Here is a 19,820-nt window from a genome sequence, read left to right on the forward strand (position 1 = left end):
CTTAGATAAAACGTTTTTATATAAATTAGAGAGGAGGAATTGCTTTGAACACGTGTACATTTAAACGGGCTGCTGCTGCTGGACTCTGCCTGGCAATGGTGAGCGGGTGGCTACCAGGGGTACAGGCAGCAGTGGAGAAACCGGATGACGGCAGATTGGAGGTGGCGTTTTTTACCGGAGAAAGTGCGGATGATGCGGTATCCGATTATACTGTGACCTACAGTGATGAAACCATGAAGAAAGGTGAGTCGGGGGCTGGATATGATAAGGGTGCAGCCTACTTGGAGACGGAATCGGCCGCAGTTGGGAGTACGGTGACATTTTCCGAGCTGGAAGGTATTCCGGAGGATACCTATCAAGTGGATTTGATCTACAAACAGAACAAGAGCGGGCGAGCCAGCGTTCAATGTGCGCTGGATGATACCTGGTTTGATCCGGTCATTGATCTTGGGTCCACGGCTGAGCCAGCGCAGCAGGTGGATGGGAGCACGCTGCTAAATGGGAATGCGACGACGGCCAGTACATTTTATACCTATCGTCTGGCTGATAGTCTGGAAGTAACGGGGGAGAGCCATACTTTTACCGCAAAGGCAGTCACAGAGGGGAAAATTGTGCTTTACGGACTGCTTTTGACATCGTTGAGTGCTCCGCCAGTGGAATTGGACACGGAGACGCTGGAGTTTGATCTGCTGGCTGGCAATGAGGCAGCGATCGTGAGCGCAGTGGTAAGCGACGCGTATGATACCCTGGGCTGGAGTGTGGAAGACGACCAGGTGGCCACGGTGGAGGACCTTGGGGATGGCACGGCGTCCGTGACACCTGTAGGCGTAGGGCAGACAGTAGTCACCGCTACGGTGCAGTCCAAGGAAGAGCCGGACGTGCAGAAAAGCGCTGAAATTACCGTTACGGTCACCGAATCCCCCGCCATTACATTGGATTATTCCAAGTTGTCTCTCAACCTGGCGCAGGCCGAGACCGGACAGGTCCAGGCGACTGTGGACGAGCGGTTTGAACAACTGAGCTGGCGGTGCGAGGATGAAAAAGTCGCCACTGTGGAAGACCAGGGCGACGGTACGGCGGTTGTGACGCCTATAGGCGTGGGAGAGACGGTCCTGTATGCCAGTGTAACCCGGAAAGATGATCCGGAACAGACCAAAACGGCCCAGGTGCAGGTCAGGGTTTATGATGAAGCCGAGATCGCGATCACCTATCAGGACGATGCACAGACGGTGCGGACAGTGGATACGGTTGAAAAGTCCGTTACAGTGGAAGCCGATGCTGTGGTGGAGAGTCTGCTGTCGGAACTGCGTGCTCCGGATGGAGGAGCGCTTACCTTCCAGGTAAAAACGGAACAGGGCGAGGAAAAGACAGAGGGGGCGCTGTATTCCAGCGATCAGCTGGTCGTTACCGATGCTGGCGGAGCCAGTGCTGTTTACCGGCTGGTGGTGCTGGGCGATACGACCAGTACGGATATCGCCGCAGCCAAACCGGAAGATTTTGAATTTGGTATGCAGGGCTCCAACATTGGGGCAATCACCGACGACTCCATTACCTTGGTGGATGGTAAAGTGCGCCGGCTGTGGGTAATGGATGCGGTAAACGGCACATCTTTGGACAAGAGTAAGGCTAAAGAGATCAATAAATCCGACTATACCGGCGAAGTGGGACGCCTGCAGGCTCTGCGCAGTGCGGACGAGATTGTCACACAGCTGGAGTCGGTCAACGGAACGAACCAAAGCTACCAGATCGTCAGTGCCACCGGCGAGGAGAAGCACGATGAGCTCCCGGTTACGGGGGACAAATTGATGGTGACGGCGGAGGATGGGCAGCACATCCATGAGTATGCCATCACGGTAGTAACGGCCGCTGTTTCGGGCAAGCTGGAGCTGCTGAGTGATACAGTGACTGCAGGAACCAGCAACACACTGGTGTTGGAGTACTATGCCGGCCAGCGCACGCCGGAGGCCCAGGTGGAGATCGACCTGCCGGTAGCCGTGCGGGAAGAGGACATCACCGTCAACGTGATCGGGCGGGGCGATGTGCCGTTTGCGGATTTCTCCAAGAGCCGGGGCGAGCTGCGTGCGGACGGGACGTTCGAAAATGAGGACATGCACGCGGTCCTGGGCCGTTTTGCGGAGGATTACGACTATCAGACATTGGGTGAGGCAGAGCTGATCAACGGCGGGCGTACCATTCGCTTTACTGGGGTAGATCTCCGGCCCAACAACGGGGCGGATCTGCGTATCACGCTGAAGAATGTCTCCTTTGAGGAAAAGGGAAGCTATCATTTCAGCGCACGCCTGACTACGGCGGACAGCAGCGTGGACAGTACGCTGTCCGGGCTGAGCAGCCTTGGACAGGGGCCGGAGACGGCGGTGCTCGAAGTGCGGGACGCAGTATCCGATCTTCAGCGGCTACCCTATGACCCTGCTCTGGCGGAGCCCAATTACACCTATGACGAAGAAAAGGGCGGGGTCACCGGCCTGAGCTATCTGGACTATAGCGAAATGGGCGAGTTGTATTCCAACGCCTATCTCAGCTGGACTCCGGCCGACGGAGTGGACACGGTGGACCTCTATGTTGCCAAGGGGACCGTGGAGCCGGGCGGCACAGTGGTATCCGGTGAATGGACGATGCTGGAGACCATCCCCAATAGCGGCAGCTATACTGTGACTGGCCTGGAAGACGAGGCCTACTATCAGTTCAAACTGGTGGCAGATGGCGGGTCTCATTCCGGGGAGTCCAATACAGTGGCTCATTACAGCGGCCGGCTGGACGCGACACTTTTCGGACTGACGGCCGACGGCGACGCCACCGCCAACAAGCAGGCGCTCAACCGCGCCATTGACTGGCTCAATGAGATCGGCGGCGGAACCGTATATATTCCGGGCAATGGAGATAATGATGCGCCGCTGACCTACCCCATAGGTACGATCTACCTCCAGAGCAACGTCTACCTGTACATCGCCCGGGGCGCTATGCTGCAGGCGACCAGCGGGAAAATGGACGGGCCGGAGAGTGCCTGGTGGCATTACGGCGACTATGGCAGCGGGACCAATTCCAGTGAGGACCCCTATGCCAATCCGGATAACTTCCTCTCCAAACAGGATGACGGCCACTGCTTCTTCCAGAACTGTATGATCTATGCCCGCCGGGCAGACAACATTAAGATCATCGGTACCGGCCGGCTGGATGGCAATGGAGTGCTCAATACCGGCGATGGTACCGTGCACAAGCAGGCCACGAACAAGACCGACAACATGATTTCCTTCAAACTCTGCACCAACGTCGAGGTGGGCGGTATGAATACCTACGACGATCTGATGTATGATTTGGAGAAGGCTCAGGAGTATACCCGCAAGGACGCCCGTCCCATGTACCGCAAGGCAGGGGACGATCTGTCCAATATGCTCTATATTGACCGGGGCGGTCACTTTGTCATGCTGTCCACCGGCAGCGACAATGTGAACATCCATGACGTTTACTATCAGCACTACAATACGGGTAATGCCAGAGATGTATGGGATTTCATGGGCAACCGGAACGTATATGCTACCAATATCTTTGCAGCCAGCACCTCGGACGATATCATCAAACTGGGTTCTGACTGTGCGCTGGGCTTCACCCGCCCGGTGTGGAACTACAAGGTGCGCAACATCGTAGGCGATACCAACTGCAACAACTTCCAGCTTGGTTCGGAAACCGCCGACGATACCAGGGATGTATACGTGGATAACCTGGTGGTCATGGGCGCCAATAAGGCGGGCTTCTCCATCTCCACCAACGACGGTGCGCTGGTACAGAACATCAATCTGAACACCGGTGAGACCGGGCCGGTCTTTACGGAGGAAAGCGGTTATTTCCAGCGGACCAAGACCCCCATTTTCATCTCCATTTCCCACCGCGGGCGGGTCCTCGGCGCGGAAAATTACGTGACGCCGGACGGCGAGCGGGCGGTCCGGAATGTGGCTATGGGACACGTGGACAACGTGAATTTCAACCACGTGCGCATCGTGGATGCCTATGGCGGCAGCACGTACAACAAGGACAGTGGTTTTGCACCCTACGATCCGTCCAGCCATCAGGAGTATACCTCCGTTGTAGTGGGTTACCGGATGCCGGAGGGTGTGACCGATGCGGACATGCCGGACGGCCGTGCTACCGGATATGTCACCAACGTCACATTTAAGGATGTGACCCTCACGGTCAAGGGGTATAACCAGAACGGAAACTATACGTTTGCGGACACGGAACGGACCTGCAACGAACTCAACGTAGGACAGTACAACAGCCCGGATATGGGAATACGGCCCTCTTATGGTTTTTATGTGCGCCATGCGCAGAATGTGACGTTTGAAGACGTTACGCTTGATTTTGAGGGGACCCAGGGCGGTACGGATGACCGCTATCCCATCGTCTTCGATGATGTGGATGGAGCGGTGCTGAATCACGTTACCATGTCCAAGGGACTTGGAGTCAACGGCTTGGTCCAGCTGCGGGAAGCCAGCGGTATCACGCTGACCAATTGTTCCTATGTGGACAAGGGGCGCGGCGGTGAGACGGTGGCTGTAGCGGATGCGGACGGACTCTCCTCTGCCAGTGAGGCCCAAGAGGACTGGACGGTCTACCCAGCACTGAAGGCTTACTACAGCATTATGCTGGAAAGTGTGAGTGCGACGGTAGCCACCGAGGTGGATAATGGTACAGGTACCATTACGTGCCTAGAGGACAACCGGGTAGAGCAATTGTTGGGCGACCTTCAGAGCAGCAATGCCTTGACGCTGGAACTGACGGTAGTTGATGCGTCTGGAAAGGAGAAGGATGCTGAGGCTCTTGTAGCTACAGGAGACCGGCTGATTGCCGCCTGTGATAGTGATGCGGCCCTCTCTTCCCAGAAAGAATATGCCATCACAGTGGTTGAGCCGGATCGGAATACTTATGTAGAATACTGTACAGATGGAACGGTCAACGCTACGCTCCGTTCGGAGCCGGACGGCCTGATTGCCACGAGCGATGATGGTGGCGTAGCATATCTCCAGCAGAAGAACAGCAAGGTCGGCAATGCGTTTTTGATCGATTTGCCGGTACAGGAGAGCGGGAGCTATGCTGTGGCGCTGGTAATCAAAAAAGGAACCCGGGCTACGGTCCAAAATTACATTGACGATCTCCCGGTCGGAGAACCGGTAGATCTGGGTGATGCTACCGGCCTTGAGGACGCTGGACCGGAGATCGGCTCTAGCAAGAGCAGCACATACTACATCAAGCCGCTGACCGATGAGATCGAGCTGACACAGGGGACCCACACGTTCCGCTCTGTGGTGACAGAAGACGGTGATACCGTGATCCAGAGTGTCCGGCTTACCCGGTTGGATAGCGATGAGCCGGAAGAGAAGTACTATCCGATCACAGTGGAAGTTCAGGGTGAGGGCGCTGCTTTTGCCGACCAGACCGAGGCCGCTGAAGGGACTCCGATCACACTGACTGCTCAGCCTGCCGTAGGATGGCATTTTGTGGGCTGGACTAGTACGGATATAGCGATAAAGGATAATTGCTTTACAATGCCGGCGCAATCTGTCACTGTCACTGCCGTGTTTGAACAGGATGAGATGACCGCTGTCACCGGTGTGAAGCTGAACGTGGAGAGCGTGTATCTGTACTCCAACTTCGGTCCTCGCGGTGAGCAGCTCATCGCCACCGTGGAGCCTGCCGACGCCGGCGACAAGTCCGTGACCTGGACCAGCGCCGACGAGAACGTGGTCACCGTCAGCGACGTGGGCTATATCACTGTGGTGGGCGAGGGCATGACCACCGTCACTGTCACCACCAACGACGGCGGCTACACCGCCCAGTGCCTGGTGCAGGTTGGCTCCTACAACGACGGCAGCGATGCCGAGGATGAGGACACCACGCCTCCCACCGAGACCGAGGAGCCCGGTGAGACCACTGACCCCGGCGAGACCACCGAGCCCGAGACCCGGACCTTCTCCGACGTGCCCGCCACCCACTGGGCCAGCGAGGCTGTGGACTATGTGGTGAGCGAGGGCCTGTTTAACGGTACCTCCGACACCACCTTCTCCCCTGAAATGCCTATGACCCGCGCCATGTTCTTCACCGTGCTGGCCCGCCTGGACGGCGTGGACACCACCGGCGGGACCACCTGGTATGAGAAGGCCATGGCCTGGGCGGTGGCCGAGGGTATCACCGACGGCACCAACCCCGAGGCCACCATCACCCGGGAGCAGCTGGCCGTCATGCTCTACCGCTACGCCGGCTCCCCCGCCACTGAGGGCAGCCTGACCGGCTTTGTCGATGCCTCCACTGTGTCCGCCTGGGCGCAGGAGGGGATGGAGTGGGCGGTAGCCGAGGGCATCCTCACCGGCAAGGATGGCTCTGCTCTGGATCCCCAGGGCACCGCTAGCCGCGCTGAAGTAGCCATGATGCTTATGCGCTTTGTCACAATGAACCATTGATAAAAAGGGCCCCGACACCGAAGTCCGGTGTCGGGGCCCTTTTATTTTATTGGGGGGTCAGGAACAGCAGCCCTTCAGATCCCGACAGTTATCGGGCAGAGGAGCAGGGCTGTTGGGAGGGAAGAACTCATTGACCGGGAATTTGACGTGGCGGAAGATCTCGCAGGGGTCGTCGTCGCAACCGCCGCAGGTGCACTCCTTTTCGGGCATGCAGTAGTCGTACACCGGCATCAGCAGCTGAGAATCCCGTTCCAGACGGATGATGGAGAACTGGCCCAGGGTGACATAGATACGTTTCCCGTCGTTGCCGAAGCAGAGCTCGCTGCCGAAGCAGGCGCAGATGCAGGGCGGGATCTCAGTCAGCTCACAGTCACAGGGGCGGCATTCGCATACATCTACCAGCTTCATATTCAGAACGATGGGGTCCACCGCCTCTACCACGGCAGTGGGGAGATTGGTCTTGCGGATATTCTGTTCGTCCAGATGGTCGAAAGCGGCCTCGGAAGAGAATACCTTGGCGGTGCCCTCGCTGCCGAAGAGGATGACACGCTTGTCGAAAACGCACAGGCCCTGTACCTGTACCGGACGGGCGGCACCAACAAAGGCATCGGCGGTCACACGATAGAAGTAACGCACATCCACGGTATAGAAGCCGCGGTTGAATCCAATGGGTTCTACGTCGATGTATACGTAAAGTAGTTCTGCTTTACCGGCTTTGATGCTGATTGCACGGTCAATCGCGCATTTGGAATCCTGCGTGGGATAGAAACGCAGATCCTCGATGCAGTCTTTATCGGAAGATATAGCGTCTTTTATACTGCGCAAAATCATTGCGCCGCAATGGTTTGCGGTTAGAAGGGTTTCAGATCAAAGGTCAGTTGGAAGTCGGTGGGCTTGGTTTTCTTCTTCTTTTCATACCACACGGTGTCCAGGACGCTCTTCAACATGGCATTGCGGCCGGCTGCATCACCGGCATCGTAGGCGTCCAGCACTGCCCGGATCTTTCTGACCAGGGAGGCGGGGTCTGCCAGCCTGGCCTGCTCTATGGTGCGCTCGGTCTCCCGCTGCCGGCGCTCCAGGGCGGAAATCTTCTCCTTCACCGCGGCCATCCGCTCCCGGAAGGTAGGCAGGTCGTATTCCTCCAGCTCCAGCAGTTCATACAGCCGGTTCTTCTGCCGCTGGGCGGCGGCCAGCTCCTTCTGGATGGCCTCCAGCGTATTGTCCAGTACCGCAGTGTCCCGGCCGGTCCCGGTCTGCTGCTCCAGCTCCATCCGGGCCAGGGTCTCCTCCAGATAGGATAGGACGCGCCCCTCCACCAGCTCGAACTTGGTGGAGGCACAGCACCCAGGCCTGGTACAGAGCAGGTAGGGGGTGCCCTTCATGGTCATTCGCTGCATATGCTGCCCGCAGTTGGAGCACCGTACCAGACCGGCCAAAGAGCTGCGTACCGTGCCGTCATTCCGGGAGGGGATATACCGACCGGCCAGGACGGCCTGCACCTGGTCGTAGGTCTCCTGGGACACAATAGCCGGGTGCATCCCGTCCACGATGGTCCACTGATCCCGAGGGTTGTAGATCGTGATGTGCTTGGGATTACCCTTGGACCCTTTGCGAATGTGGGTCTTCTGATCCCACACGATCTTGCCGGCAAAGGTTGGGTTGCGCAGGATGTGGGCCACGCTGTTGCGGGTGAACTCCGCCGAGCGGTGGGGTTTGGCCCCTAGGGAGTTGACATACCGGGCGATGGAGACGCAGCCGTAGCCCTGGAGGTAGAGGTCGTACATCATCCGCACGAACTTGGCTTCCGGCTCGTAGATCTCCAGAGTGGGTTTCCGGTCCACCGTCACTTTCCGGTAGCCATAGGGCGCGTTTGCCACATAGCAGCCGTCCTGGATGGTCTGCTTCAGACCCCGGCGCAACCGCTTGTTGATGATCTTATACTCCCGACGGCTCATGAAGGTCTTGAACTCCGCCATCTCGTCGTCCAGATCGTCGGACAGGTCATAGGTCTTTTCCGGGGTGACGATGAGGGTGCCGGAATCCCGGAAAGCGTCCAGGATGATACCCTGATCCTTCATCCGGCCACGGGAGAGTCGATCCAGATCCATCACCAGCACCGCGTCGTACCGGCCGTCCTCCACGTCCTCCAACAGCCGGAGCATCTCCGGCCGGGCGTATAGACTTTCCCCGCTGACTACCTCATAGTAGGTCTCAATGATGTGGATGTCATGGGCGGCGGCATAGGCGGCCAAAGCCTTGCGGTGCTTGGCCAGTACCTCTTCGGTGTCCATGCCTTCTTCCATTCGGGACTTCCGCAGATAGGCGGCGGCGTCCAAGCCAGTCAGATTGTTGTTGGAAGTAGCCATACAATCACCTGAAAATAAATTAACAAAAATACTTGCATTTAAAAATAAAGGTGTGTTAATATAATGCATACTAACAGAAAATAGTGTTTTTTGTTAATGTCAGTATAAAATAGAATGATATATGATAAAATGTCAAGTGTAATTGATCATATCTTGAGGAGGTGGGAGTGATGGACTATATTGGGTTGTCGAAGCTGTTTTATCAAAATAAGGATACCTATGAGCAGGTATATCAGCAGCGCTTCCACAGTGAATATGCTGTGCATCTGGATTTCGAAGTGAATAGAAATCCAGCCTTTTTTATTCAGACACCCCAGACCTATCAGATGTTGACCAATATTCTTCGGATGAATAAGAAGGTGTCCAATCTGTGCCAGGCACTCCCGGGCGCAGCACTCTATCAATTTTCCCGGAGATGCCTGATTGACGAGATCACGCTGACGAACAATATCGAAGGTGTGAGAAGTACCAGGAAAGAAATTAGCGATATTTTGGATGAATTGGGCCGTAAGGGTAAAGAAAAACGGTTTTATGGTCTGGTACAGAAATACAATATGCTGATGACAAAGGAAGAATTGCCTTTGGACAGCTGTCAGGATGTACGGGAAATTTACAACGAGTTGGTGCTGGCCGAAGTGACACAGGAGGAACCAGGAGATATCCCCGACGGTAAACTGTTTCGCAAAGGGCCTGTGAGTATCTACAGCCCCAGCCAAAAGGAAATTCACAAAGGTCTGTATCCGGAGGAACGGATTCTTCAGGCAATGGAGCAGGCGCTCCGTTTTTTAGGCGATGACTCCTGTGAGATCCTGTTTCGGATTTCTATTTTCCATTATTTATTGGAGTATATTCATCCATTCTATGATGGGAATGGGAGACTGGGGCGGTTTATCTGTAGCTATTTATTGGCACAGGAACTGGAGCCAGTGACCGGTTACCGCATATCATATACGATTAAGGAAAATATGAAGGACTACTACCAGGCCTTTACTATTTGCAATGACCCGCTGAATCGGGGAGATTTAACACCGTTTTTGCATATGTTCCTAAAGATTGTTGAGGAGTCAGTAGACAAACTGAAAAGCTCTCTTATGGAAGGAGTCATCAGGCTAAACAGGAACCTTGAGAAAATACCAGAGCTGGTACAAGAAAATGACGAGTCGCTAAAAGAGCTATATAGCCTGTTGATTCAGGCTACCCTTTTTTCTGAATTTGGGGTGCCAACTAAGGTAATTTTGAAGCATGTTAATATCAGCCGGAGTACCTTGAAAACAAAACTTGAGAAAATTCCTTCTGAACTCTTAGTGAAGGAGAAGCGAGGACGAGTCAACTACTATTCTTTAGATGTACAGAAATTAGAAAATAAAAACTAATGTTCGATTTTTGGCGGTTTAAGAGGCCGGGGCGTGAGCCCCGGCTCTTTTTTGTTTCGGATAAGCATCAACAGGGAAGAGAAGAGGATGCAGCCTTTTTCTGTACCTTTGGGAAGCGGCGGGGGATATAAATCTGATATACCTTAGGGTGTTCTGGCTGCAATGGTTGCAGAAGCTCTATGTAGCGAGCGGCCACACTGGTCATATAACGTGTGTAATTGCCCAGTTCGTATAGGTTAGCAAGTGTACAACGGATTTCTTTCTTTTCCTCATCGGGAAGAATGAGGACCAGCTGACGGTCGTTGAGGATCAGACGGCAAAGCCATTTCCGGACGCTGCCTTGGAGGAGAATGCAGAAATAAGAATCGTTCTTTTTATAAGTAATATCTTCCATTCTCACATAGTCTTGCAGAAGATTCTGGACCCGGTAGAAAGCGTCCAGCTCCAGAGCGGTTGGCTCTGCTGTGGGTTTTGCAGTCACAGGTTCGGGTTCAGGAGCGGGTGCGGCCGGCTGAGCGGGTGCGGAAGGCTGGGCCAGGGCTGTCTTAAACTTTTCGCTCATGACCTCGCTGATGTATTCCTGCATGGATGCTTTCAGGATGGGGCGGAATTTTTCGATAACAGACTGGGTTTTCATTCCGGAATAGACGTCTTGGAGAAATAGACGAACAAAGTCATCTGTGGGGTTCTCAAATTGAGCGGCAATGGTTTCCTTAAATTTCCCCTCATATTTCAGCACAGAGGCGGAATCAAAGATTTTGGCGACATTAAAAGATTCCTTGCGGAATTTCTGGAGTTCCTCAATCTGGTTTGAACGCAGATGAAGTAGATTAAAGTCCAGAAAAGGTAATTCGTCCATCTTGTTGGAGTTGTCCAGATCAGTAAAAAAACGGTACCGTATGCCGTTGGTCAGAATGGCAAACTTAGCCGAAGTAGTGGCAAAATAGCGGAACAGCTGGGAGTCGTGCTTTTCCAGGTTGCGCTGTACTGATTTTGCCTCAATAATGATGACCGGTTTTCCATCCTGGAGAATGGCATAGTCCACCTTTTCTCCCTTTTTGATTCCTACATCTGCCGTAAATTCTGGCAGGAATTCGGATGGGTCGAACACATCATACCCCAATAGAGAAAAGAACGGCATGATGAGGGAGGTCTTTGTGGCTTCTTCTGTGGATATGGAATCTTTCAGCACATCCACACGCTTGGCAAATTGGAGCAGCTGCTCTGAAAATTCCATATAAACGGCACCCTTTCTTTTGTAAGATAACGATCGATTCAATGAAGGTCGGAAATTATTCAGCTATAAGCGAGTATGTTTCAGAAGATTAAAGAAAAGTGAGCAGATCAATGAGGCGTCCATGATAGATATTATTTTATTTCAGCCATCAGTTTGCCTGATAGACGATTAAAACTGATTTGTACTACGGTATCTTTTTTGTGATTCAATTCTAATCGTGTTTTGCAAAAGTCGATTGAAAGCTCCAAAATGCAGGGACCTGGATCCAATTCAACTGTTTCTGTATGCCCACTTTCATTACAGACACCTTTTCATATGAATGTCCCCGATCTTTTTCCGTGTCCGACTTGGACACGGAATTTTTATGTCATGAATGATCACCCTTGACAACAAATGCTCGAGCCACTTCCAGAATTGTATCTTGTTGCGCAGAAGATAACTTCCGGTAGAGATCTATGAGCTCATTCTCCTTGGGTAATAAAACATTAGAATCCGGTGAAGGGACAGCCTCAGTTGTGGAGCTTAGAGGCGCATACATATAGCTTTGAAGCTTTGCCTGGAGTACGAACGAATATGGACCAGTCGATGTGGAAGAAATGGGAGGCTGGCTAGTTTTAACAAATTCTCGGAAATCACTGAGCACATGGGGCTTCATAAGATCTATTATCTCAAAAACCTCTTCGATAGTGTCCTTTGGTGGTACATCATAAGAGACAACAGCAAGATCTAGTTTCTTTTCGCCAAGAAGTTCGCTGATAGTGACGCCCAAATAAAGAGCCAATTTTTCAAATTTATCAATAGATGGAATCCTGCCACGCTTGATATCAGGGATAAAACTAGTTCCAACACCACTCTCTTTACAAGCAGCTGTGGGACTGATTCCTCTTGATGCACATAGTATTTTGACATTTTGTACAAAAATTTGAATGTCCAAGTGTATGCACTCCTTATAAAAAAGAAAGTGAATAGCATGACAAAAAATGCGCGATATCGAGCTAAAAGATTGACAATGCGCGATATCGAGTTTATGATTAAACTGTAGCAAACCACAGGTTTACCGGGGAACATGAGGGGAGGAAAATCACGATGAGTATAGGCCCATTCATACGACTCGCCATTTCCAGTGTCTCACTTATTATGTCCGTAGTAGCGCTATTATCGACACGATAAGTGAGCAAACTGCAACAAAGAAGGCCGGAATATCCACCTATTTTGAGAAGATTTGAGACGTTGATGCGCAGGTAATGAAGAGAATTGTGTCCAAGACTTTCCTGAAATATTTTGTAAGCATAAATAGAACCACCTGGAAACTTGTGGTTTCATCATACCACATAGAACAGATTCGAACAAGACCCAAAGGGGGTGAGGCTATATGAGGATTAAGGAACGCAGAGAGGCCATGGGTTTGACTCGGATGCAGGTGGCGGATTGCCTGGGCGTATCCAAGGTTGCCGTTCGAAAGTGGGAAACAGGGCTGGCTATGCCCAATGCGGACAAACTTCCGGTATTGGCTGATCTGCTTCACTGTACCATCGACGCGCTCTATGGCCGGGCCGGGCCTGGACAGTCAGACTGAGAAGCCAGCTGAGCCCCATAACCATTTTACCTTGTCAAGGAGGAGATAACCATGCCGGACGATTGCCGGAATATCTATAAAACCTGCCGCAAGGCCGCTGGGTTGACTCAGGAAGCGGCAGCGGAGCGGCTGGGAATCAGCGTGGAGAGCCTGCGGGCCTATGAAACCGGACAGCGGGTGCCTCCCAATGAGGTGGTGGAGCTGATGGTGATCCTGTACAACGCCCAGCACCTGGCCTTCCAGCATCTGCGGGAGACCAACGCCCTGTACAGCAGCGTGGTGCCGGAGGTACGGCCCAGATCCGTTCTGGAGGCCAGCGCCAAGCTGACCAACCGCATTTTTCTCTTCGCAGAGTCCCACGCCGACCGGCGGCTCTTGCGGATCACCGAGGACAACGTCATTGACGCCAGCGAGCGGGCCGAGTTCAATGCCATCATGGAGGACCTCCAGGAGATCGTTGAGGCTGCGCTGGAGCTGCGCTGTGCCCGGGAATCCTCATAGGACAGCCTTGGGAGTGCATACAACAAAATGAGGGAGGTGCGGTACATATGCAGGATTTAAATATTGAGCCCTTGGAGGAGCTGGTGGTCACTACCAAGATCATCCATGAAAAAATTGGCCGGCATGAAGTAGATACCATTATGACCCGCCGGAAGGGGCTGCATTGGCTGACCGAGATGTCGGGGAAACGAGTGTTGGTGGACGAGAGCGCTACCATGGACTCGGGAGAGAAGCTGGGTACTACCCTGTGTTTTACGCCTCATAAGGACATTGAGGTCAGTGAAGAGGAGCGGGCGGCCAACCGGGAAATGATTAAGAAGGTTGCCACCAAAGTGATGATCGACATGGGAATCTGGTAGGAGGGAGCCCATGAAAAAGCAAAAAGAGAGACCCCACTGTCTGCGGGCACAGACAGCAGGGCCAACAATGGTTTTTGTGCATGAAAACCATCATTATGATATCACAAATATCTCCTATTTGCAAGGAGGTGATTAAATGTCGCACGTCGGGGATCCTGGACCACAAGGAGACAATGGGCCGTACAACATGGAAGTGTCTAGGCGAATAAAGATCGCAGTTGAAGCAAGCCGGGGTAAATCTCTTGAGGTTCAGCTTGAAGCCATTCATCGAGAGATGCTTGCAATGACTGATTCGGACAAAGATTGCAAAGTGTAGGAACGGCAGACCAGAGCAATGGGTTTCTTGTAAAAATTGGAAGAAGCTGGCTGGCAATATATCTGTTTTTATTGCGTTGGTAGCAGTTGCTTTCCAAGTCCATAATTGTTTCCTGTGTCTTTAGATTAACTGGTTCGGTTGTTTGCATGTTGTCTTCGGCATACTCAGTAAAACAATCTGCATAGAGCCGCCCATCAACTGTGCGATATTGGATGCTGGTTGCTTTCCAGAACTGTGTTAAACGGCGGAGAAAAAAGACTGAAGCAGTTTGACATATGCTTTCCTCTAGCCAACGCAAATTTCCTGGAACATCATCTGGTATACAGTAGTGGCACAGTTCATGGGCAAATTGAAATGCTGCCTGGGACCATGAGAAAATTTCACAATTAAGGAAAATCGCGTGCGCTTCTCTGACGCACTGTGGATCATGCATACCACAACGAATGAAAACAGTCAACGGTTTTTCTATTATGGTCGGGATATACTGGGAGAACAAAAAAGAAACGCAATCCAGCACATAGGAAAAAGGATTTATAGATTCCGCAGATATATCAGATGGAATTTGAATTCTGTGCTTTGGTATAAATATAAAATTCTTATATTGTTCCATAAAATATCCCGCTCCCTTTACCTATATTCTAACATAAATGGGGGAGGGGAACAAGCAGAGCGTATGTACAAAATAGGAATCTGTCTAATGAATTAGATGACCAGTGGTTGAGTGGCTAGAGTCGCTAGAGTCGCAGTAGGATGGTATTGGTGACAAACGATATCTGATCTACATCTGGACACTCTGGCTGGTATAAAAAGTAAAAAAGCTCGATTGTCTGTGGGCGCAGACAACAGGACAAATGATGGTTTTTGTGTATGAAAATTATAATTGTGATACCACAAACAGCAGGAAATTACAAGGGGGAGAGGAGGTGACGGCTCATGTCCGATGTGATCCGCGTCCAGCGCAGCAGCGGATATACTGTGCTGCCGAACGGGATCCTGCGGGATGCCAATCTGTCCCTGAAAACCAAGGGACTGTTTGCCATCATCCTCTCCCTGCCTGAGGACTGGGACTACAGCGTGGCAGGGCTGGCCACGGTGGCCGGCTGTGGACGGGATGCCATCCGCTCTGCTCTGAATGAGATGGAGCAGGCCGGGTATCTGACCAGGGCGCGCTCCCACGGAGAAAGCGGCAAGTTTACCGGCATGGTGTACACCATCCGAGACCATTCAGAGCCATTGTCGGAAAACCCGACTATGGAGGGAGACGCACCATTGTCGGGTTTTCCAACGTCGGATGAACCAACGTTGGCTGACCCGTCGTCGGAAAATCCGACGCAATTAAATAAAGAACTACAAAGTAAAGACTTAATAAACCCCCATAGTTCCCCAGAGGGGGAAAGGCCTGAACGAAAAAAGCGACAGCGGAGGCCCAAGTCAGTCCCGACCTGGAAGCCAGAGCGGTTTGAGGCCTTCTGGGATTATTACCCCAGAGGTGAGGACCGGATGGGGGCGGTGGAGGAGTGGGACAAGCTCCAGCCGGACGACGCCCTCATCGATCGGATGGCCAGGGCGCTGGGCCAGCAGAAGGCCAGTGAGGAATGGCAGCGGGGCATCGGCATTCCCTACGCCTGCCGGTGGCTGCGCAAGCGTCGGTGGGAGGATGTGCCGGCTTCAGCTCAGGGACAGGCGCCCACGCCCCAGCGGGTGGTTGAGAGGGACGGTGTGCCGGTATGGTGATCCAGGACATGGAGGCCGCCCAGGAGGCAGTACTGGGATCCCTGCTGATCTCGCCGGAGCTGGTTGGGGAGGTGCTGGCCAAAGTGCAGGACCGGGACTTCGTCACACCCAGGCACCGCATGACCTATCAGGCCATCCGTCAGCTGTTTGTGGCGGGGCAGACGGTAGACCCCGTTCTGCTGCTCCCCCTGCTGGGGGCGTCGGAACAGCAGCCTTGGCGGGAGTACCTCATGGCCCTGATGGACAAGACCCCTACGGCGGCCAACATCTGGGAGTATGTCTCCGTACTGAAAGAGCAGGCCAGACTCTACCAACTGTGCCGGATGGGGGAGCGGCTGGCCCAGGCAGGCAGCCTGGAGGACGCTGCCAAGTGTCTGGCCGACGGCAATGCCCTGATGGTGGACAAGCCTGGACTGCGCTACGTCACCATGGAGCAGGCGCTGCTGGATTTTTACGACCGACACAAGACGAAAAAGACATATCTCACCTGGGGGCTGAACAAGCTCAACGACCGGCTCTTCGTGGACCGAGGCGACATGGTGGTGCTGGGTGGGTATGCTTCCGCCGGCAAGACGCTGTTGGCCATCCAGTTTGCCTGGCACTGGGCCAAGCTGGGCAGGAAGGTGGGCTTTTATTCCCTGGAGACCGGAGAGGCCAAGCTGGAGGACCGGCTGATTGCCTGCAATATGCGGCTGGACTTCGGAAAGATCAAACGCTCCGAGCTGACAGAGGAGGATTACAAGGCCCTGGCACTGGCCTCTCACCGGCTGATTCAGCCCAAGCTGGAGTGGGTGCCTGCCAGTGGTATGACGGTGGATGAGATCCGCTCCTCCGCCCTCAGCCGGGGATATGACGCCATTTTCATCGACTACTTACAGCTCATCCAAGGGGACAAGCGGCGCAGCCGCACCGAAGAGGTGGCCGGTATCAGCATCGGGCTGCACCAGATGTCCCAGAGCACCGGCATCACGGTGGTGGCGCTGTCTCAGCTGTCCCGTCCGGAGAAGGGCGGAGACGGGGTGAAGGCCCCCACCCTGGCCTCCCTGCGGGAGTCGGGGCAGATCGAGCAGGATGCCGATGTAGCCATGCTGCTCTACAAGGAGGAGGACACCCCCAACAGCCGCCGGGTATTGCACATTGCCAAAAACAAGGAGGGCGAGACCGGCAAGATCTATCTGGCCTTCGACGGCGCTCATCAACGACTGTATGAGTCGGCGGTGGACGCTCCCGCACCCAGAACGCGGCGGGAGCCGGAGTACAAGCAGGTACAGTTTACCGAGATTGCAGGGGACTGTGATGACCCCTTCGATCAGAAAGGAGACCGGCATGGACAAGCCCCAAGCGGCGGAGCTGTTGCGGCTGGAGATCCTGCGCCGGGAGGCTATGGCGCAGACCAGCAGCTTCCCGGCGGACCACCTGCAGGTGGCGCAGGCACTGGCGCTGGCTGTCCAGGCTCTGGAGGAGGCGGCAGAACATGAGAGTGGGGGATAAGATTACCTGGACGCCGGCGGCATTTGAGCATGAAGTCAGCGGCGAGCGGGCGGACCATGTGCGCAAGTTGCGGTCGGTCACCGGCAGGATCGTCTACATACATCCGGCCCGGCGGTATTACCTGGCCGAGGCCAAGGTGGGCAATGAGACCATCCGGGAGTGCTTCCCGATTCAGAAACGATAAGGAGTGTTTTGTGCATGAAAACCTTTGCCATCGTGAATCGAAAGGGCGGGGTGGGGAAGACCACCACCGCCGTCAATCTGGCCTATGTGCTGGCTACCAGCTGCCAGCTGAGGGTGCTGCTGGTGGACGCCGACGGGCAGGCCAACGCCACGCAGATCCTGCTGCCTCCTGGCGAATATGCCGGACTGGGCGCCCTGCTGCGGGGGTTGGTAATCTGCTATGATGAGCTGACGATTTCCACCGATGTCCCCGGATTGGATGTTTTGCCGGCGGCGGAAGATCTGTGGGCGTTGGATCTGGAGGCCGCCGGCGGGGACCGGGGGCGGTGTTACCGGGCGCTGCGGGATATGCGGGAGGCCATGGAGGAGGATGGGGCCTATGATGTGATGGTCATCGACTGCCCACCCAACCTGTCCGCTGCCTGTGTGTCTGCCATCCTGGCCAGCGACGCGGTGATCATCCCTGTTCTGTCCGACGCATGTTCCGCCACTGGCGTGGGGGATCTGGTGGACCAGATTGCGAGCCTGCGGTCCCTCCACCCGGCGCTGCGGGTGTCCGGGGTGCTGGTCAATCAGTGGCACCGCTCCCCCGTGGTGGAGGACTCGGTGGCCTACCTCCGGGAGGAGGGCATGGTGCCGGTGTACGATACGGTCATCCGGCGCACAGACAAGGTGCCCGAGAGCTCCTGGGCCCGGATGGCGGTCCAGGCCTGGAGCCCCTTCTGCTCAGCGGCCCGGGATTACCGGGCCTGGGTGGCTGAGCTGGCGGAAAAGGAGGGTATCCGGTATGGGCAGGCCTGACCTGGGGGCGCTCATCGCCCAGACCATGGCCCCGCCTGCGGAGGGCAGGACCATTGAAGTCATCACCGTTGACATCTTGGACGCACAACGGAAAGGTGGGGAGGCTGTCCTCACCATTGGAAAGTGCCTCATCGAAGCCAAAGATATGTTGCCCCACGGGGAGTGGCTTCCGTGGCTGGCTGAGAAAGTGGGATATTCCGAGAAAACGGCACAGAATTTTATGCGCTTGGCAAGGGAGTTTTCAAATCCGCAAGCGATTGCGGATTTGGGGGCAACCAAGGCACTGAAGCTGTTGGCCTTGCCACCGGATGAACGGGAGCAGTTTGTGGCTGATCACAACGTGATCGATATGACTACCCGTCAGCTGGAGCAGGCCATCAAGGAGCGGGACGAGGCCAAAGTCGCCGCCGAGCAGGCCGCGGCGGACCAGCGGGCTGCAGAGCAGGCCAGGGACAAGATGGCGGAGGATATGAAGTTTCTCAACGCCCGTTTGGCTGGGGCCCGGGAGGATCGGGAGCGGGCCGTGCAGGAGGTTGCCCGTTTGGAGGCTGAACTGGCCGAGGTGAAGGCCCAGCCGGTGGACGTGGCCGTGGAGACCGTAGTAGATCAGGATGCCATTGAAAAGGCCAGGGCCGACGCCATCGCCGAGATGCAGGCCAAGCTGGACAAGGCCAAAGAGGCGGCGGCAAAGGCACGGGACAAGCAGAAACAGGCGGAGGCCTCTGTGGAGTTTCTGAAGCGATCTCTGGAGGAGCGGGACAAGTCGGACAAGAAAGCTGCCATTGCCGGCGACAAGGAGCTGGCGCAGTTCGAGGTGCTCTTCAACCAGGGGCAGGAGCTGGCCAACAAGCTCCACGGTCTGCTACTGAAGGCACGGGGCCGGGAGGATCAGACCGCTGTCCAGGATATGGAGAAGGCCTTGAAGGCTCTGGCCGAGGCCATTGGGAGGTGCGCGGAATGAGTGGAAAGGGAAAACGTGGCCGCCCGGGCAAGCCACAGGGCATGACCTATGCCCAGGTACTGGCCCGGCAGGCGGCTGTTCGGGCCGGGCTTGAAAAGGCCGCCCGGGATGCCACCGTACAGGCCGAGGCCGATGCCCACACCCAGCGGGCCATGTGGCTGATGGTGTGCTCTATTGCGGATGCCTATGGATATGGACCGAAGGGAATGCAGAAGTTTTTCGGAGCCCTTCAGGAAAATACCGACGAGCTGGAGCGGATGCGGACTGAGGTGGACGAGGAATATGCCTTTGAAAAGCTCCGCCAGAAGGCGTCCAAAGTGACTGGCATGGAGGTCCACTATCTGGAGGACCAGCTGGCGATGCTGGAGGAGATGCGGGCGGCCAGAGCGGAGGTGGGGAGCCGTGGATGAGCGTCTTACCTGGAACTGGGGCGGCTGCTGGGGCATTGAGGG

17 protein-coding genes are annotated in these 19,820 nt (G+C 54.8%); 12 read left to right on the forward strand and 5 right to left on the reverse strand.

All coding sequences use genetic code 11. The features are described 5' to 3' along the window. Positions 1-44 precede the first annotated feature (44 nt). Positions 45-6,470, forward strand: a complete 6,426-nt coding sequence (locus WMO45_RS00155) for an S-layer homology domain-containing protein (RefSeq protein ID WP_349138598.1) — start codon at positions 45-47, stop codon at positions 6,468-6,470. 57 nt (positions 6,471-6,527) lie between these two features. Here WMO45_RS00155 and WMO45_RS00160 read toward each other — a convergent pair whose 3' ends face one another. Together WMO45_RS00160 and WMO45_RS00165 are read right to left on the reverse strand one after the other, a co-directional pair. After that, on the reverse strand, positions 6,528-7,295 hold the full coding sequence (locus WMO45_RS00160; RefSeq protein WP_349138599.1) for a hypothetical protein: 768 nt from the start codon (positions 7,293-7,295) through the stop codon (positions 6,528-6,530). A gap of 26 nt (positions 7,296-7,321) precedes the next feature. Continuing rightward, on the reverse strand, positions 7,322-8,836 hold the full coding sequence (locus tag WMO45_RS00165) for a recombinase family protein (RefSeq protein ID WP_349138600.1): 1,515 nt from the start codon (positions 8,834-8,836) through the stop codon (positions 7,322-7,324). Positions 8,837-9,006: 170 nt separating this feature from the next. Between WMO45_RS00165 and WMO45_RS00170 the strand changes: the two genes are divergently transcribed. Then, positions 9,007-10,209: a Fic family protein gene (locus WMO45_RS00170; RefSeq protein WP_349138601.1), complete on the forward strand. Its 1,203-nt coding sequence runs from the start codon at positions 9,007-9,009 to the stop codon at positions 10,207-10,209. Positions 10,210-10,276: 67 nt separating this feature from the next. Here WMO45_RS00170 and WMO45_RS00175 read toward each other — a convergent pair whose 3' ends face one another. Together WMO45_RS00175 and WMO45_RS00180 are read right to left on the reverse strand one after the other, a co-directional pair. Then, positions 10,277-11,446, reverse strand: a complete 1,170-nt coding sequence (locus WMO45_RS00175; RefSeq protein WP_349138602.1) for a type I restriction endonuclease — start codon at positions 11,444-11,446, stop codon at positions 10,277-10,279. Positions 11,447-11,813: 367 nt separating this feature from the next. Next, positions 11,814-12,380: a helix-turn-helix domain-containing protein gene (locus WMO45_RS00180; RefSeq protein WP_349138603.1), complete on the reverse strand. Its 567-nt coding sequence runs from the start codon at positions 12,378-12,380 to the stop codon at positions 11,814-11,816. A 438-nt stretch (positions 12,381-12,818) separates the two neighbouring features. Between WMO45_RS00180 and WMO45_RS00185 the strand changes: the two genes are divergently transcribed. From WMO45_RS00185 to WMO45_RS00200, 4 genes are read left to right on the forward strand one after another with little or no spacing between them, the layout of a single operon-like run. Next, positions 12,819-13,022 carry a helix-turn-helix domain-containing protein gene (locus WMO45_RS00185; RefSeq protein WP_349138605.1) on the forward strand — a complete coding sequence of 68 codons (204 nt, stop codon included), beginning with the start codon at positions 12,819-12,821 and terminating at the stop codon, positions 13,020-13,022. A 51-nt stretch (positions 13,023-13,073) separates the two neighbouring features. Beyond that, a complete protein-coding gene (locus WMO45_RS00190; protein ID WP_349138606.1) occupies positions 13,074-13,523 on the forward strand; it encodes a helix-turn-helix domain-containing protein in 450 nt (149 codons plus the stop codon). 47 nt (positions 13,524-13,570) lie between these two features. Next, positions 13,571-13,882 (forward strand): hypothetical protein, encoded by a 312-nt coding sequence (locus WMO45_RS00195; protein WP_349138607.1) that lies wholly within the window; start codon positions 13,571-13,573, stop codon positions 13,880-13,882. A 10-nt stretch (positions 13,883-13,892) separates the two neighbouring features. Further along, positions 13,893-14,018 (forward strand): hypothetical protein, encoded by a 126-nt coding sequence (locus tag WMO45_RS00200; protein WP_349138608.1) that lies wholly within the window; start codon positions 13,893-13,895, stop codon positions 14,016-14,018. 61 nt (positions 14,019-14,079) lie between these two features. Here the strand turns inward: WMO45_RS00200 and WMO45_RS00205 are convergent, their stop codons facing one another. Further along, entirely contained in the window at positions 14,080-14,808 is a 729-nt protein-coding gene (locus WMO45_RS00205) for a hypothetical protein (RefSeq protein ID WP_349138609.1), read from the reverse strand. A gap of 323 nt (positions 14,809-15,131) precedes the next feature. Between WMO45_RS00205 and WMO45_RS00210 the strand changes: the two genes are divergently transcribed. The 6 genes from WMO45_RS00210 to WMO45_RS00235 are packed head-to-tail and all read left to right on the forward strand — an operon-like array spanning position 15,132 to position 19,778. Beyond that, positions 15,132-15,932 carry a helix-turn-helix domain-containing protein gene (locus WMO45_RS00210; RefSeq protein WP_349138610.1) on the forward strand — a complete coding sequence of 267 codons (801 nt, stop codon included), beginning with the start codon at positions 15,132-15,134 and terminating at the stop codon, positions 15,930-15,932. After that, positions 15,926-17,410, forward strand: coding sequence for a replicative DNA helicase (locus WMO45_RS00215; protein WP_349138611.1), 1,485 nt, complete (start codon positions 15,926-15,928; stop codon positions 17,408-17,410). Before WMO45_RS00210 ends, WMO45_RS00215 begins: the two co-directional genes overlap by 7 nt. Then, entirely contained in the window at positions 17,407-17,607 is a 201-nt protein-coding gene (locus WMO45_RS00220) for a hypothetical protein (RefSeq protein ID WP_349138612.1), read from the forward strand. Before WMO45_RS00215 ends, WMO45_RS00220 begins: the two co-directional genes overlap by 4 nt. Positions 17,608-17,621: 14 nt before the next feature. Next, entirely contained in the window at positions 17,622-18,407 is a 786-nt protein-coding gene (locus tag WMO45_RS00225) for a ParA family protein (RefSeq protein ID WP_349138613.1), read from the forward strand. After that, positions 18,394-19,368 (forward strand): DUF3102 domain-containing protein, encoded by a 975-nt coding sequence (locus WMO45_RS00230; protein WP_349138614.1) that lies wholly within the window; start codon positions 18,394-18,396, stop codon positions 19,366-19,368. The genes WMO45_RS00225 and WMO45_RS00230 overlap by 14 nt, the downstream gene beginning before the upstream one ends. After that, positions 19,365-19,778 carry a hypothetical protein gene (locus WMO45_RS00235; RefSeq protein WP_349138615.1) on the forward strand — a complete coding sequence of 138 codons (414 nt, stop codon included), beginning with the start codon at positions 19,365-19,367 and terminating at the stop codon, positions 19,776-19,778. Before WMO45_RS00230 ends, WMO45_RS00235 begins: the two co-directional genes overlap by 4 nt. Positions 19,779-19,820: the final 42 nt, after the last annotated feature.

The organism is Flavonifractor hominis, assembly GCF_040095835.1.
GTDB lineage: Bacteria > Bacillota > Clostridia > Oscillospirales > Oscillospiraceae > Flavonifractor > Flavonifractor hominis.